At 63.6% G+C, this 16121-nt stretch carries 11 protein-coding genes; 9 read left to right on the plus strand and 2 right to left on the minus strand.

Annotated elements, in window-relative coordinates; all coding sequences use genetic code 11:
• Positions 1-22 precede the first annotated feature (22 nt).
• The 4 genes from BLU88_RS05125 (at position 23) to BLU88_RS05140 (ending at position 4103) form a co-directional block, all read left to right on the plus strand.
• Positions 23-1225, plus strand: coding sequence for a dipeptidase (locus BLU88_RS05125; RefSeq protein ID WP_092010751.1), 1203 nt, complete (start codon positions 23-25; stop codon positions 1223-1225).
• Positions 1222-1923: a type 1 glutamine amidotransferase gene (locus BLU88_RS05130; RefSeq protein WP_092010754.1), complete on the plus strand. Its 702-nt coding sequence runs from the start codon at positions 1222-1224 to the stop codon at positions 1921-1923. Before BLU88_RS05125 ends, BLU88_RS05130 begins: the two co-directional genes overlap by 4 nt.
• A gap of 105 nt (positions 1924-2028) precedes the next feature.
• Positions 2029-3462, plus strand: a complete 1434-nt coding sequence (locus BLU88_RS05135; protein WP_231939605.1) for an APC family permease — start codon at positions 2029-2031, stop codon at positions 3460-3462.
• Positions 3463-3707: 245 nt separating this feature from the next.
• Positions 3708-4103 carry a universal stress protein gene (locus tag BLU88_RS05140; protein ID WP_092010757.1) on the plus strand — a complete coding sequence of 132 codons (396 nt, stop codon included), beginning with the start codon at positions 3708-3710 and terminating at the stop codon, positions 4101-4103.
• Between the two features lie 205 nt (positions 4104-4308).
• Here BLU88_RS05140 and BLU88_RS05145 read toward each other — a convergent pair whose 3' ends face one another.
• Complete coding sequence (locus tag BLU88_RS05145; protein WP_092010760.1) at positions 4309-5337, minus strand: NAD(P)/FAD-dependent oxidoreductase; 1029 nt, start codon at positions 5335-5337, stop codon at positions 4309-4311.
• 369 nt (positions 5338-5706) lie between these two features.
• Here BLU88_RS05145 and BLU88_RS05150 point away from each other — a divergent pair, with 369 nt between their 5' ends.
• The 4 genes from BLU88_RS05150 (at position 5707) to BLU88_RS05165 (ending at position 11686) form a co-directional block, all read left to right on the plus strand.
• Positions 5707-6315: a helix-turn-helix domain-containing protein gene (locus BLU88_RS05150; RefSeq protein WP_092010763.1), complete on the plus strand. Its 609-nt coding sequence runs from the start codon at positions 5707-5709 to the stop codon at positions 6313-6315.
• Between the two features lie 527 nt (positions 6316-6842).
• The gene (locus BLU88_RS18550) at positions 6843-9113 is read left to right on the plus strand and encodes an HNH endonuclease signature motif containing protein (RefSeq protein ID WP_231939606.1); all 2271 of its coding nucleotides are present in this window, start codon (positions 6843-6845) and stop codon (positions 9111-9113) included.
• A 128-nt stretch (positions 9114-9241) separates the two neighbouring features.
• Positions 9242-10327 carry an LLM class flavin-dependent oxidoreductase gene (locus tag BLU88_RS05160; protein ID WP_092010769.1) on the plus strand — a complete coding sequence of 362 codons (1086 nt, stop codon included), beginning with the start codon at positions 9242-9244 and terminating at the stop codon, positions 10325-10327.
• Between the two features lie 270 nt (positions 10328-10597).
• Positions 10598-11686, plus strand: coding sequence for a C40 family peptidase (locus BLU88_RS05165; RefSeq protein ID WP_092010772.1), 1089 nt, complete (start codon positions 10598-10600; stop codon positions 11684-11686).
• A gap of 150 nt (positions 11687-11836) precedes the next feature.
• On the opposite strand, the gene pepN is transcribed toward BLU88_RS05165, so the two are convergent.
• A complete protein-coding gene (pepN, locus tag BLU88_RS05170) occupies positions 11837-14872 on the minus strand; it encodes an aminopeptidase N (protein WP_092010775.1) in 3036 nt (1011 codons plus the stop codon).
• Between the two features lie 85 nt (positions 14873-14957).
• On the opposite strand from pepN, the gene BLU88_RS05175 reads away from it, so the two are divergent.
• Positions 14958-16106, plus strand: coding sequence for an FUSC family protein (locus BLU88_RS05175; RefSeq protein WP_092010778.1), 1149 nt, complete (start codon positions 14958-14960; stop codon positions 16104-16106).
• Positions 16107-16121 lie beyond the last annotated feature (15 nt).

Consider the following 16121-nt stretch of genomic DNA (forward strand, 5'->3'; position numbering starts at 1 on the left):
GCCCGACCGGAAGGAACCGACCATGACCACACCAGACACGGCATCCGCAGCCTCCCCCGAATCCGCGGCCACTGCATCCGCCCCCGCCGTCGACGTCTTCGACGGACACAATGACCTCGCCTGGTACCTGCGCGAGGAACGCGACTACAGCGTGGAGGGGCTCAACGATCCGAGCATCTCGCCGTTCACCACGATGGACCAGCTGGCGGCCGGCCACGTGGCGGCACAGTACTGGTCCGTCTACGTCCATTCCTCGATCACCGGAGCGGACGCGATCAAGGCCACGTGGGAGCAGATCGACGCGGTCCAGCGCTTCGTCACCGCCTACCCGGAACGACTCGCCTTCGCCCGCACCGCCGCCGAGGTCCGCGCCGCCCGCAATGCCGGCAAGGTCGCCTCGCTCATGGGCGTCGAGGGAGGTCAGCAGATCGACGAGTCCATGGCCGTGCTGCGGTCATACGCGCGTGCAGGTGCGCGCTACATGACTCTGACCTGGTCGACCACCCATTCCTGGGCCGACTCGGCCACCGACGAACCGGTTCACGGGGGCTTGAGCGACTTCGGCCGTGAGGTCGTGGCGGAGATGAACCGGATCGGCATGATCCTCGACCTCTCCCACGTCGCGCCGTCGGTCATGCACCAGTCGCTGGACCAGAGCACACTGCCCGTGCTCTTCACCCACTCGTGCGCGTACGGGCTCAACCCCCACCCGCGCAATATCCCCGACGAGGTCCTCGACCGTGTGCCCGGCAACGGGGGAGTGGCGATGATGACCTTCGTGCCCTCGTTCGTCTCGAACGCCCGCCGCGAATGGGTCGACGCCGGAGAACAGGGAATCGCCCCCGAGGTGACCGTGTCCCAGGTCGCCGACCACTGCGATTACGTACGCGAACGGATCGGCATCGACCACATCGGCCTCGGGGGCGACATCTGCGGAGTCGATGAGCTGCCGACCGGACTCGGAGATGCGGGCCAATACCCGAACCTGTTCGCCGAGCTCGCTTCGCGCGGCTGGTCGCCGGACGATCTGCGCAAGCTCGGCTTCGACAATGCAATGCGCGTCCTCGACGCACACGAGGATGCGTACACGGCGTTCCTCGGCTCCGCCGACGACGCACCGTCTGCGGCCGACGTTCCGGCCGCCTCGGCGGGCAACCACGGCGTCACCGGCAGCGCCGCGTCCGCGGGCAGCGATCCGGCCGCCTCGGCGGGGGTGGAATCATGACGCGGTTGCTCGTCATCGTCAACGACGTGGAGTCCCAGCCGGGGCTGCTGACACGGTGGATGATCAGCGAAAACGTCGAATTCGATCTGCGCATCGGCGGGGTCTCGACTCTGCCGGGGCCGGCCGAGCTCGATGCCTATGACGGACTCGTCATGCTCGGCGGCGTGTACATGCCCGATGAGACTGATCGTGCCCCGTGGCTGGCCGATGAGGCCGAACTCGTCCGCCATGCCCTGGACACGGACCTTCCGCAGTTCGGGATCTGCCTCGGCGGGCAGCTCATCGCCCAGGTCGTCGGGGGTGATGTGCGCGCTCAGACCGGTGCGCCGGAGAAGGGATACACGCGCATCGACACCACCGCCGAGGCGGCCGCGGACCCGGTGTTCTCAACGATCCGACCGCGGACGTCGTTCGTCGAAAGCCACGTGGACCGCATCGTCGCTCTCCCCGAGGAGGCGACCCTGCTGGCCACGAGCGAGGCATGTGATTTCCAGGCGTTCCGAGTGGGCCGGGCTTGGGGGACGCAGTTCCATCCGGAGTCGACGCGGGCGAACATCGAGCGCTGGGACGCGGCGAAACTGCAGACATTGGGGTTCGATAAAGATACCCTGTTGGAAGAAGCGATGGAGCTCGGGCCGGAGAGCGAACGTGATTCGAAGGCCCTGTTCTCGGCGTTTCTCACTGTGGTTCGGAACTGAAGCTTGTGTGTGAGGTTCGTGTCTGAGGCATACTAGGCGAGGCTCTGACCACAGTCAGGGTTGCCAGGTATGCGGCACAGCAGCCGCATTGGACACGGAGGAATCGTGAGCGACAAAGAACCCACGACGACAATCGACCCCGGTGACGGACACCAGCCGGAGACCCTCAAGCGGGTCATGGGTCCGAAGCTGCTGCTTCTCTTCATCGTCGGTGACATCCTCGGAACCGGCGTCTATGCACTGACCGGCAAAGTGGCAGGGCAGGTCGGCGGTGCCGGTTGGGCGCCGGTGATCCTCGCCTTCCTCATCGCGCTGATCACCGCATTCTCCTATATGGAGCTCGTGACGAAGTACCCGCAGGCCGCGGGTGCTGCGCTGTACACGCACAAGGCGTTCGGGGTCCACTTTGTGACGTTCCTCGTGGCCTTCGCCGTGCTCAGCTCCGGAATCACCTCGGCGTCGACGGCGTCGAACGTCTTCGCCGCGAACCTCGTGGCCGGCTTCGGCTGGGACGTATCCGGCACAGGGGTGATGTGGATCGCGCTGGCGTTCCTCACCCTCATCGCGCTCATCAACCTCCGCGGAGTCGGCGAGAGTGTGTGGTTCAACGTCGTCCTCACCCTCATCGAACTGAGCGGTCTGCTGCTGGTCATCGTCGTCGGATTCTTCGCGCTCGGTTCGGGCGATGCCGACTTCTCCCGTGTGATGATCTTCGAGACCGAAGGGGACAAGAGCGTCTTCCTTGCGGTCACCGGTGCCACTGCGCTCGCCTTCTTCTCCATGGTCGGGTTCGAGGATTCGGTCAACATGGTCGAAGAGACGAAGGACCCGCGCGTGTTCCCGAAGATCATGCTCTCGGGCCTGACGATCACCGGCATCATCTACGTCCTCGTCTCCCTCGTCACCGTCGCGGCTGTGCCCATCGGTGTTCTCACCGAGAGCGAGACGCCGCTGCTCGAGGTCGTCCGCGAAGGCGCCCCGGGCCTGCCGATCGATACGATCTTCCCGTTCATGACGATGTTCGCGGTCGCGAACTCGGCGCTGATCAACATGCTCATGGCCAGCCGTCTGCTGTACGGAATGGCCAAGCAGAACGTGCTCCCGCCCGTGTTCGCGAAGGTCATGGCCGGCCGCCGGTCGCCGTGGGTGTCGATCATCTTCACGACCCTGATCGCCTTCGCGCTCATCTTCTTCGTGACCACGATCCTGCCCGAGACGGTGACTGCGTCCCTCGGAGGCACCACCTCGCTGCTGCTGTTGGCCGTGTTCGCGGTCGTCAACGTCGCCGTGCTCATCCTGCGCAAGGACAAGTCCGGCAACGCCGAACACTTCAAGGCTCCGACGATCCTGCCGTGGATCGGCGTCATCACCTGCGTGTTCCTCGTCGGCCCATGGGCCCGTCTCGATGAGCTCATCCAGTACCAGATCGCAGCGGCGCTCGTCGGCATCGGCGTCGTCCTGTGGGCCGTGACCTGGTTCTGGAATCGTTCAACGAAGGGCACGAGCACCCGGTTCCGCAATCCCGAAGAGCTGACGTGAGCCCATTCCCTCGCCGAGGCGGGGCGCCGTCCCGCGGGGGCGCTTCCTCACCGATTCGGTCCGCCGACGAGTGCGGTCGGCCTCACCCCGAGGCGGCCCGGCGGTCCCACTCGGACGTGCACCGACGCAGCGGTGCGCTTCGGACCGCCCGCCGACCTATGTCGGTATCACTCGATATGCTGGGACGGTGGGTTCCGGACCTGCGCACTCGGATCCAAAACAGCTCAATCCAACGAAGGTGAAGAATGACAGTACTCGTCGGTTACGTCAACAATCCCGCCGGACACGCTGCTCTCGATGCCGGCATCGCGCAGGCGAAGAAGGACGGCAAGGAACTCGTCGTCGTCAACGCATCACGGTCGGCGCAGCGCAGCGACTCCTACCGCCTCGGCGAGGGGGAGCTCAAATCGGTCAATAACTATCTGAGCAGGGCGGACGTCGAGTTCCGCGTGCTGACTCTGGGCAGCGAATACGACCCGGCCGAACAGATCCTCGACACCGCCGCCGAGGTGGGAGCCAAGCTGATCGTGCTCGGAACCCGGAAGCGCACCCCGGTCGGCAAGTTCCTCCTCGGGTCGACCATCCAGAAAGTCATCCTCGACGCCGAAGCTCCGGTGCTGTGCGTCAAAGCCGCGCACTGATGGTCTGACATGAGTGGCGTGGCCGCGTGCTGTCGGCGCGACGGCCGTGGCCTCGCACTGAGTGCGCGGTGGCAGTGGACGTGGCCCGTTGGAAACGGGTCACGCCGCGAACGCCTGACGCCTGTGCTTCTTTCGCCTTGGCGCGCGTGAGGACCCGCTCGCGGATAGGCTCGCTTCGCTATTGTGAGTCGGCTTTCTGCCTGCCTCAGCGGAGTCGTTCCATAACGAGATCGGCGTTGACATGCGCGCCAGCCATCACGCCGCTGGCGGTGCTGGCAACGACCATCGCCGATACGTCTGCGCTGTTGCCGACCGCCCAGACACCGGGCACATCGGTCTGCCCCGCCATCTGCGTGGGAATATAGGTGCCCATCCCGCTCGGGTGCGCAACGACCTCACCGCCGAGCTGGGAGAACAGTTCAGCGTTTGCCCGCCCATACGCACCGACGGTGAGCGCATCGAAGCTCAGCGTGCTCGCTTCGTCCGCGGATTCGCCTGCCGCCAGCGAAACGACGGTTCCGGACTGGGTGCGGGCCACCTCGGTGACGGTGGAGTCGATGTACTCGATACCGAGCGTTTCGAGCATTGTCTCCTGCTCGGAATCAGGAGCCGGAGCGTTGTGGCGGATGAAGCTGATTCGGTCGCTGAGCTGGGAGAACAGCATCGCCTGGTGGTATGACATGGCCGTCGTGCCGATGACTCCGATGCGCTGTCCGCGCACTTCGTACCCGTGGCAGTAGGGGCAGTGCAGGACGGTGTCGCCCCAGCCCTCGGACAGCCCCGGGATGTCCGGAAGTTCGTCGCTCAGACCTGTGGCGATGATGATGCGGCGGGCGCTGATTTCGACCCCCGCCGAGGTGGTCAGTTCGAATCGATGCCGCCGGGCCTCCTCGGTGCGGTTGGGTTCCGATTCGATTGTGCGCGCTTGTTGGACTGTCGCGTCGATGAAGGTGACGCCGTATTCCTCGGCCTCGGCGCGGCCCTTTGCAATGAGGTCCTGGGGTCTGATGCCTTCGTGGCCGAGAACGTTGTGCGCGTGCGCGCTCGCGGAATTGCGCAGCTGACCCGCGTCTATGACGACGACGGAACGCAGCGACCGCGCTAAGGCGATCGAGGCCGCGAGGCCACCCGTGCCACCGCCGATGACGGCGACATCGAAGGCGTTCTGCGCGGATTCAGGGTTCGAGGCAGGGGCGGACGCTTGTGAGTTGTTGGGTGTGGTCGGGGTGGTCATGATTCTCCTTGGCGTGGACGGGTGTTTGGAGCGCGGATGATGCTGTCCTGGCTGGTTGGTGCTGGACTGGACCGATCCCCGCCGGTGGGTTTGGAACCTGGTATTGGTGAGTTCGGATCTCGGTTCTGTCGAGTTCGGAGCTCGGTGTTCGTGAGTTCGGAGCCTGGTGTTCGTAAGTTCGGAGCCCGGTTTCGGCGTGCTCGGGATTCGGTGTCATTTCGAGTATGCTTCCTGTACGCGCGAAAGTGCAAACGCATTTGCAGAAACAGCAAACTGTGTCATGCTGAGTGCATGGGAGAGCCAAAGAAATCAGGTAAGCGGGCGACTCGCGGCGCGACGGACGAGCGGGGAACTCATGCGGCGGGCCGAATGTCGGAAATCCTCGCCGATGGGCCTGCTCCGGTCGAGGCGCAGGAAGCCATCCGGCAGTCGCTGGCCGGCGTCGGCGTGCGGCTGCGGGGGCTGCGGCAGGAGCAGAGCCGCACTCTCGACGAGGTGGCCGAGCTGGCCGGAATGTCGACGAGTACGCTGTCGCGCCTGGAGTCCGGAAAGCGCAAGCCGAGCCTGGAGCTGCTGCTGCCGCTTGCCGGGGTCTATGGACTTCCACTCGATGAGCTGGTGGGGACTCCGCCGATCGGGGACCCGCGCATTCATATCTCGCCGCAGAAGTTCCACGATCAGACCATCTTGCCTCTCAGCCGTGGAGCGATCGGAGTGCAGGCGTTCAAGCACATCGTCGATGGTCGGCAGACCCCGAAGCTCGGCGCGCTGAAGGCCCATCCGGGATTCGAATGGGTATATGTGATCCGTGGTCGACTCACTCTCATCCTCGGCGATCGGACGATGATCCTCAGCGCGGGTGAGGCTGCCGAGTTCGATACTCGAACTCCCCACTGGTTCGGTGGAGCCGACGATGACGGCGTCGAGTATCTCAGTCTCTTCGGTCCCGAGGGCCAGCGCGTTCATATGAAGAGCTGAAGGCCATCGCCGCTGCTTTCGCGTCAGTGGCGGGCCGTAGTGTGGCCTCCATCGACCGACCTGCCTGACGCTGGGCGGGCAGTCTTCCCGGAGTCGGGGTTTCGTTCCACGGTCGAGCTCCTGCGCGGGGTCGAGGCTCCGTTCCCCCGGGGGTGAGCCGCCGGTCCGTGTTGGCTGTCTTCCCTTGGCTGAGTCGATTGCCTGCCGTGAGCTGTTCTTCTTGACCGGACTGCCGCACGGCAACCGTGGAAGCAAGGCGGTGACCATTATAAATGGAAACAACTAGTACAGATTGGAAAAGATCTCAATCAAATAGTACAAAACTATGGTGTTTGTTCTAATGGTGAATTAGAATAGAGCCAAGCCGAACCCATCAACGATGATGAACGGACACAGAGAAAATGGCTCTCATCCCCGACCGAAGGCACGACGAACACAACAGTTCCGAGGCAGGAAAGACCTCGCAAGCACTACCGCCACCGTCCCCGTCAGGTTCCCCGCCGGTCAGCTCTCCACCGACCGGCTCTTTGTCGTCTGGCTCCCCGTCGACCGGCGCGACCTCAGCTGCTTCCTCTGCCCTGTCGGCCCCATCTGCCAAGGGCAAATCCGCCGAGCCCACCTATCGGGAGCTGCTCGCCGAGGCGGGGCTTGACCTCACCGGCCATCCCCTCGCCGATAGGTTCGACGGGATTGCCGACAATCTGGCCGATGAGGAGGTGGCAGCCGATCAGGAGGCGGTTGAGCACGAAGCCCGCGACGAACACGGCGAAGACTCCGAAGATCGCGGCGATGCAGACGCTATTGGGGCCGACGCAGAAGTTTCTCCCCTGGCGGGCGGCGATGTCCGCACAGGTGCAGGGCTCTGGACGAGCAGGACGACGATGCCGGAGACCGAAGAAGAAGTTCAGGCATGCATCAAAGAGATCGAAGCACGCCAAAGCGCGTGGATGAACGCCAAGCGCGAAGAGCGAGAGGCCCAGCGAGCCGCAGAGCGCGAAGAATATCTGCGGAACAATCCGCAGGCCCGCGAAGAGGCCGAAGAGCTCGAACGCGAATCAGCAGAGTGGAATGCGCGCGTAAAGCAGTACGAAGAGAGGAAGAAGGCGAATGAAGAAGCCGAACGCATCGCCGAGGCAGAACGCACTGAGCGACATAAGGCGCTGGCCGAAAGCTTTGACTCGGATTCCGATGCCCACCCACTGCTCAACGAGTACCGCTGGTCGGATCTCAAGCATATTGCCCCGGAGGTCACAGGCAGCATCGAGAGCCTGAAGCATCTGCTCAATGAGCTCAACGATTTCGCTCGTCCGATGGGGCCCGATGACGCGGTGACACTTCTCGACGGACTTGAGGCCTTGAACCGTCTGCATGAGTCGCTTTCGATCGTGACACTGTCAGTTTTCGACCGTGTTGGTACGCCCCGTGACTATGGTGCGAAGACGACGAAGGCGCTCGTCCAACATCGACTCAACGTGTCGGGTCAGGAAGCCTGCCGCAGAACTCAGCTTGCCGAGTGCCTGGGGAGGCGGACCAGCATCAGCGGAGAGTCGATCGAAGCGAAATTCCCCATCCTGGCTGCTGCTTTGCGCGAAGGAACTCTGTCGTCGAATCAGGCGTCGACCATTTCCAAATGTCTGAACAGTCTGCCGCCGAACGTGTCGGAATACGACAAGATCGAGGCCGAGCGCCTGCTCGTCGAGAAAGCTCCGACCGTCCGCGTCTGCGATATCCACACGCTGTTTCAGGAGATCTTGGGGTGGATCGATCCCGACGGCCAGGAGCCGAAGGAAGCAGCTGATCGGGACGACTTCAACGTCAATCTGCGCCAAATGAAAGACGGTACTTGGACTCTCAAAGGATGTCTCGACGAGGAGACAGGAGGAATCCTCAACGGACTGCTGACCTCACGGATCAAAACCGATTCTCAGTCGGACGAGAACAGCTGTGCGAACGCAGCCGGCATCGGTGCAGCCCCAGCAGACGGCGTTCACACAGAAATTGATGCTCGTCCAAGTTCCGGAAACGACAGTGACAACGAGAACGAATTCGACCAGGAAGTCGTGGCCGCCTATACGGAAGTTCTGCGCGGCGACCGGTCGGACTGTCTCGACCCCTCGCTCGACTTCACTCAGCCCCAAGTTGGTGCAAATGGGGAGATCCCACAGGGAGCCGGCGTGAAACAGGACGGAACCCTAATGGCCATGGCCTCTGAACAGCCGAGTGTCCGCCGCCGCATCTACGAGCGCTTCTCCAGCGTCATCGGCAGCATCGAGATGAACCGCATCAAGGCCGGAGCAGCCTACGCGCTGGTCGTCACAGCCAAAGCCGAAGACCTGGCGAACCAGACCGGCAAAGCCGTTACCGGAGCAGAAGCGCCGTTCCCGATCGATTCCGCTGCTCTGGAAGGACTCAATGGTTCGCTCTTCTTCCATCTCATGAGTGAGAAAACGAAAACGATGGCGCTGGCGACTGAACGACGCTTGGCTACTGAGAAGCAGCTGGCGATCCTCGCCGGCCGCGACCGGGGATGTACATTCCCCGGATGCGATACTCCTCCTGGATGGTGCGAAGCGCACCACATCGTCCCCTGGGCGGAAAACGGAAAGACCGACGTCAACAATCTCACCCTGGCCTGTTCAGCGCATCACCACCTGCTTGATTGCACTGATTGGGACTGCAGAATGCTCGTCGACGGCCGCCCCGCGTGGGTGCCGCCGGCGACCATCGACCCAGGGCAGGAACCGGTGCTCCACGCGCGGTTCATCGCACGCGAGATCGGGGAGACACTTTTCGGCTGATCGCCGGCCAGCGGCCGGCCACCGGCCCAGCCGCAGCTGAACTTCATTGCGCAACACAGTGCGCCTCACACGAAGTGCATCACACGAACAGCACGGAATGTTCCGTTTGCACATGCTGTTGCCTCGGTATGAAGCTTTCGATCCTCGACCTCGTCCCTGTCCGCACAGGACAGACTACAGCAGACTCCTTCGCCGCCTCGAAGCAGATCATCGATACTGCCGACAAGCTCGGATTCACCCGCTATTGGGTGGCCGAGCACCACAACATGCCCTCGATCGCCTCGACGATGCCTGGGCCGGAGCTCATGCACCTCGGCCAGGGAACGCAGCAGATCCGCCTGGGTTCCGGGGGAGTCATGCTTCCCAACCACGCGCCGCTGGCAGTCGCCGAACTCTTCGCCCTCCTGTCGGCGGTCTATGGCGACCGCATCGATCTGGGAATCGGGCGCGCGCCGGGGACGGACCCGATCACCTCGGCAGCGATGCGGGGCCACCTCGGGGAGGGACGGATGGTCGACCGCGAAGGACGTGCCATTGATCCCGTTGAACAGTTCCCCCAGCACGTGATCGACACTCTCAGTCTCATGCGGCCTGAAGGGATGCGAGTTCCGCTCCACGGCGGGCGCGAACACGTGCTCAAAGCGACTCCCGCCGCGGCACCGGGAACGCAGCCCTTGCCTTGGCTGCTCGGATCATCCGGGTACTCGGCGCGGCTGGCGGCTGAACTCGGTATGCCCTATGTCTTTGCCAACCACTTCGCGTCCGGTGCCACCACCGGAATGAAGATCTACCGTGACAACTTCTCGCCGGGCGCCTACGGAGACAAACCGCAGACCTTCGTCACGGCCAACGTTGTCGTCGCCCCCACCGAGGAGCAGGCACAGCTGCGCTCGGAACCCTTCATGCTGCAGATGGCCCGAATGCGCACCGGCGGGCCGATGGAGAAACTGCACTTGGCCGGTGATGACGTCCGGTCGGTGATGACCGACCAAGAGCGAATGGTCGGGGAAGAGCTCTCCGGCAACTGGATCATCGGTGACCCCAAATCCGCCGCCGCTCAGCTCGAAGGGCTAGCCGAACGGTTCGACGTCGACGAGATCATGATCCAGCCGATCGCCGGCTCCATGGAAGGCGAGGACGTGCGCGAAGACCCGGGCCGGATCCAGACGATCGAGCTGCTTGCCGCCGAGTTCCTTGATGGAGCCAACGGCTGACTCGAGCTGTTTCGAAGTCTCAGCTCAGCATCGATTCGAGCAAGTGGGCTTCAATCCACGACCAGTCCGCGTTATCCTGTCACAGTGTCATGAATGCTGACAGTCGTGTGACAGCCAGTAGAATCGACACCGTGCAGAACCTCGTTGCTTGCGTGGTCACTCCTTTCGGAGTTGGCGAGCGGGAATCGAAATCTGTACGCCGAATGCGCTTGCGCACCTTCGGAGACTTCCCCCGCGCGGGCCTGCGGCCCGCAGACCGAAAGAGAAATAATGCGTACCAAAATTGCTGTTTCGGCAGCACTTGGGGTCGGACTGGTTTTCGGCGCCGGTGCTCCCGCACTGTCGAGCAATCTGTCCTCGACCGACGCCGCAAAGACGTCCGGCATCTCAGCTGATGTCGTTCCCGGCCAAGAACTCGAACGAATCACCGACGGCAAGATCGAAAAGGGCGAGAATGCCTACGTCGATGTCACGGTAGCGACGCTGTGGACCGACCCGAAGGCACCGCGCAAGGTCGATAAGCCTGGGCTCCAGCACCCCGTCGACCTCGAGAAGTGGAACAAGAACCTCGAATCCACCGAAGTGCGCCGCGGACTGACTGGCAAGACCGAGACTCAGGCGACCTACGGTTCGGAAGTCTCCGTCCTCGACATCAAGGGCAGCTGGGCCAAGGTCGCAGTGACCGACCAGCGGACCCCGAAGAACCAGAAGGGCTACCCGGGCTGGATGCCGAAGAAGCAGCTTGTTGAGAACGATCGCTTCGAAAAGCTCCGCGAGGACCAGCCCCGCGCAGTGGTCACGAAGCCCAAGAGTGAACTCGAAGGCATCGAATTCACCAAGGACACCGGTGCTGACGTCAGCTTCAACGTCGACCTTCCGCTCATCGCACAGGACGTCGACGACGTCCGCGTGGCACTCCCCGGTGGCGGCGCCGCCTGGATCGACATTGACGATGTGGATGTCTACGATGTCGGCGACAAACCCGAGAAGCCCAGCGGCAAAGACCTCGTGAAGACCGCAAAGCAGTTCGAAGGCCTGCGTTATCTGTGGGCCGGAGTCTCCGCCTACGGGTTCGACTGCTCCGGATTCACCTACTCGATCTTCAAGGCACACGGCATCGACCTGCCCCGCGACTCGGGCGAACAGGCGAAGGTCGGCAAGGCAGTTTCCTCGTCGAACCTCAAGTCCGGTGACCTGTTGTTCTTCTCGACCAGCTCGGGAACGGTCCACCACGTCGGCATGTACGTCGGCGACGGTAAGATGATCCACTCGCCGAACGCGTCGAAGGACGTCTACGTCACCGACTGGAAGAAGTGGGATACCGGAAACGAATTCTCCGGAGCCCGCCGAATCCTCTGACCTGGATCAAGTCGGAACGACGACCAGCTGACGCACTGATGGCCGGTGCCCCGAAGAGGGCCCGGCCATCAGTGATTTCAGAAGGTTATCGCCGAGGCTCGCTCGCCGAGGCGACCGCCGGGAAGCCCTTTCCACCGAGGCGACCGACGATCAGTGCCGCGAACTCTGAGTCGACTTCAGGAAGATGGCTCGAGCCAGATCATCGCGACGTTCGATGACCAGCCGACGTAGGGCCGCGGGCGCCTCGACGTTGGCCGCCAACCAAGCGTCGGTCTTCTCGACCACGGCATCCTCGTCGACGGACCACCGGGGATAGAGACCGAGCACCAGACGCCGGGCGATCTCAATCGAATTGTCCATCCAGAACCCGAGCAGACCATCGAAGTACTCATCGACATACTCCTCGATGAGCGGCATCGCACTCGGCGCGATGAACCCGGCGATGATCGCCGACAGCACATCGTTGCTCAGCGCACCCGCCTCGCGGATCGCCTCCCACGCACGGATCTTGACGATCGGCAGGGGCAGTGCGGCACTGGCCGTCTCGGCGTGAAGCCGACCCGACGAGCTGGGATCCGAATGGTTCTCCCGCGCGATATCGGTCTGATCCGCCCACCCGAGGCATACGAGCGCCGTCAGCGCATTCCACCTCAGTGCATGATCGTTGATGAGGCCGCGGAACGGCAGCGTCGCAGTCGAATGATCGGCACCTCGACCCGCACGGGCACCACCGGAAGCCTCTGCCGAGTGCCCAGCTGAACCAGAGTGCCGTGTCGAATCACCCTTGCTCGATTGACCAGGAGCGCCGGCATACATCCGGTCGATCTCCTCGCCGACCGGCACTGCCAGGATCTGACTGGCGAACCCGCGCCCCATAGCCACCGCGGAACTGCCGGCCGCGCACCGCGCCGTCCGCGAGGTCAGTGCCAACACCAGATTGGCCAGATGCAGCTGCGCATCCGATCCGGCCTTCGCGGCAGCCAGCGCATCCAACGCCGCTCCCAACAGCCCCATGATCGCGGCATCGAAATTCCGGTCCGCCACCCACTGATCGATGCAGGTCAGAGCGGTCTGACTGAGCCCCGCCATGATCCCGGCATGGCTCTCCTTGCCCAAGCTTCGCGCATAAGCGGTGAGGTACTTCTGCACCGGCATGAGCCCATCGCGCACCGCGTTGTCCAACGCCGACCACACCAGAGCTCGCGATAGCGGATCCGCAATTCGGGACGCCGAGGTGACCGCCGCCTCTATCGACTCCGGGTCGAGGCGCACCCGCGCATAGTCCAGATCGTTGAAATTGAGCAGAGTGATCACGCCGGCATTCCGACCGATGAGCTGCTCGACATCGGTTGACTCGGTCGAGAACTCGAACCGGAAGGAATCGAGGGGGACGATCTCTCGTCCCGACCGTCCGAGTGTGGCGATCTCGATCGTATGCGGGCGCAGAAGGGCCGTGCCCTCTGCCGAATCGGCCTGAGTGATCGTGGCACCCGTGATCTTCTCCGAGCCGGACCGTCGCCGAGGCGGCTCAACACTGTCGCTCACCCCGGACCCGGACTCGTGCGCGGCTCCGGTCGCACCGTCCGCGCTGTCGTCGACAGCATCCGGGCTACGCAGCCTCGCGCCCGAGCTCGAGGTGACGAGTCTCCCGCGTCCTCCGCTCTGCGCGGCGACGCTCGAACCCTCCGAAGCCCCAGCTGATCCCGCCGCGGCCCCAGACGACCCATCCGAGGTGGTCAACTGCAGCGACAGCTCCGAGACTCCGGAGGTGCCCAGCCATGCGGCCGCCCAGTTCGCGATGTCCCGGTCGGGAGCCGCCTCGGCGAGGCATTCGAGGAAGTCCGCGAGCTCGGTGTTCCCATACTCGAACCGTCTGAAGTACAGCCGCGAACCGGCGAAGAACGCCTCCCGACCGACGAACGCGACGAGCTGCTTGAGCACGGACGCGCCCTTGGCATAGGTGATGCCGTCGAAGTTGAGCTTCGCGGCCTCGACATCGGGGATGTCGGCGACGATCGGGTGCGTCGTCGGATACAGATCCTGAGTGTACGCCCACGCCTTGCGACGCAGCGCGAACGTCACCCAGCCATCGGTGAACCGCGTCGCCTCGGCCAGCGCGAGCCCGCCCATGAAATCGGCGAAGGACTCCTTGAGCCACAGGTCGTCCCACCACTTCATCGTGACGAGGTCGCCGAACCACATATGCGCCATCTCGTGGAGGATGACATTGGCGCGTGACTCGTAGTTCGCGTCTGTGACCTTGTCGCGGAAGATCAGGTTGTCCGTGAACGTGACCAGACCGGGGTTCTCCATCGCTCCGAGGTTGTACTCGGGAACGAAGATCTGATCGTACTTGCCCCACGGGTAGGGGTAGTCGAACTCGGAGGTGAAGAAGTCGAGACCGGACTTCGTCACGCCGAAGATATCGTCCGCATCGAGATGATCGACGAGGCTCGCTCGCGTCCATGCGCCCAGCTGCACGGTCTGCCCGGTGCGCGGGTCCGTCCATTCATCAGTCGCCCCCTCATAGGGGCCCGCGGTGATGCAGGTGATGTAGCTCGACTGCTTGAGCGTCGGTTCGAAATAGTGGGTGACCGCGCCCGCCGATTCGGATTCCGCCGACGTCGCGACATCGGATCCGATCGCCGAGGCAGCCCCTGCCGAACCGTTCACCGGCTCCGTCCTCGCCTCGGCCCGGTTCGACAGGACCTGGAAGTGCGCGGGCGCGGTGACCGTGAAGATGAACTCAGCTTTGAGGTCGGGCTGGTCGAAATTGGCGAATACGCGTCTGGCATCGGTGGGTTCGTACTGCGTATAGAGGTAGGTCTTGCCATCGGCCGGATCCGTGAATCGGTGCAGCCCCTCACCCGAGGTGGAATAGCGCGCCTGCGCCTCGATCGTCAGCGAATTGCGGCCAGCGCGGACGGGGAACGTGACGCGGGCTCCGTCGAACACCTCAGCGGGGGAGAGGCTCTCGCCGTTGATCAGTACGGATGACACGGAGTCGGCGATCAGGTCGATGAATGTCGAATCGACGAAGCGGGCGGAGAAGTCGACGACGGTGCGAGAAAGATAGGTGTCGGCATCGGTTTCGGCGTTGCTGATGTCGATATGGACTGAATAGGAATCGACCTCGAGCAGCTGTGTTCGACTCTGCGCTTCGCTTCGGGTGAGATTCGTTGTCATTCAATAGCCTCCTCGGCGGACAGACTTTAGCATGCCACATTTCCGGTATTCTGAGTACAGCACCAGCGAACGGCAGAGGGGACTGATGGCGGAGACTCGGATCAGCGAACTGCCTCGGCGGGGGTTCCATGTCGTCGCCCACCGTCTGCGCTTGGGACTCAAACGTGTGTGGGTGAACTCCGGCCAGCTGATCCAGATCCCCATCGCCGCGACCGCCGCCTACGCTTTCTGCGTCTACGTCCTCGATCACCCCTATCCGTTCCTCGCCGCGGTCGCCTCTGCCGTCGGCATCGGCCCCGTCGTGGACCGTCGCCTGCGCCGGGCACTGGAAATCGGCATCGGCGCGACTTTCGGGGTGCTCGTGGGCGAGATACTCGTCAACCTCTATGGCTCCGGCATCTGGCAGCTCGCCCTGACCCTGATCATCGGCCTGGTCATCGGCACGATCCTCAATTCCGGCGGCATCTTCATCACGCAGATCGCCGTCCAATCCGTCTATGTCGTCGTGGTCCCGGCCAGCGCCACCACCATGCCGTTCCCGCGCACTCTCGACGCTCTGACCGGTTCCGTCTGCGCGATTCTTCTGGCCCTGCTGATCCCGCGCGACGCCCGAAAAGTTCCGAGGCGTCTGGCCGCGGACATGCTTCAGGAAGTCGACATCGTCCTCAGGATGATGAAACGGGCCCTGCGCGAGGCCGATGAGACGATGGCCGGCCGAGCTCTCGAACGTGCCCGCGAGACCCAGGACATCATCGACTCCTGGGGCTCATCGCTGCGGATCTCCCGCGAAGCTGCGAAGATCAATGCGCGCGCCCGCCGACATGCCGCCGAGGTCACCCGACTGTCCCGCGCCCACACTTTCTCCGATCGAGCGATGCGGACCATGCGGGTCATCGCCCGCCGTGTCGTGGGCATCACCGAGCTCGGCGTCGGCAAACCCGTCATCGCCGATTACGTCGGATCCTTGGCCGATGGTGCGAAGAAGCTCGAGATCGCCCTGCGCCGCGGTACCGATCGGTCCCTCGCCGAGGCGGCCCTGTCCGAGGCAGCGGGCACGTTGGATCCGCGGGCGAAACCCGATTGGGACATCCACGACGAGTCGATGGTTCTGCTCCTGCGGACAGTCGCCGTCGACTTGCTGCAGGCCGCGGGTCTGACGCGTGCGGAAGCCCAATCGCGACTCCCGCCGCTGGCCGAGGACGCCGATGGCGACGGCGGTCCCGTCGTCGAATAGCTATAGAACCGGCAG

Source organism: Brevibacterium siliguriense (assembly GCF_900105315.1).
GTDB lineage: Bacteria > Actinomycetota > Actinomycetes > Actinomycetales > Brevibacteriaceae > Brevibacterium > Brevibacterium siliguriense.

Bases quoted from the DNA above. Each gene is read 5' to 3' on its own strand.
- BLU88_RS05125 (WP_092010751.1), top strand. From the start codon at position 23: ATGACCACACCAGACACGGCATCCGCAGCCTCCCCCGAATCCGCGGCC.
- BLU88_RS05130 (WP_092010754.1), top strand. From the start codon at position 1,222: ATGACGCGGTTGCTCGTCATCGTCAACGACGTGGAGTCCCAGCCGGGG.
- BLU88_RS05140 (WP_092010757.1), top strand. From the start codon at position 3,708: ATGACAGTACTCGTCGGTTACGTCAACAATCCCGCCGGACACGCTGCT.
- BLU88_RS05145 (WP_092010760.1), bottom strand. From the start codon at position 5,337: ATGACCACCCCGACCACACCCAACAACTCACAAGCGTCCGCCCCTGCC.
- BLU88_RS05150 (WP_092010763.1), top strand. From the start codon at position 5,707: ATGTCGGAAATCCTCGCCGATGGGCCTGCTCCGGTCGAGGCGCAGGAA.
- BLU88_RS05160 (WP_092010769.1), top strand. From the start codon at position 9,242: ATGAAGCTTTCGATCCTCGACCTCGTCCCTGTCCGCACAGGACAGACT.
- BLU88_RS05165 (WP_092010772.1), top strand. From the start codon at position 10,598: ATGCGTACCAAAATTGCTGTTTCGGCAGCACTTGGGGTCGGACTGGTT.
- pepN (WP_092010775.1), bottom strand. From the start codon at position 14,872: ATGACAACGAATCTCACCCGAAGCGAAGCGCAGAGTCGAACACAGCTG.
- BLU88_RS05175 (WP_092010778.1), top strand. From the start codon at position 14,958: ATGGCGGAGACTCGGATCAGCGAACTGCCTCGGCGGGGGTTCCATGTC.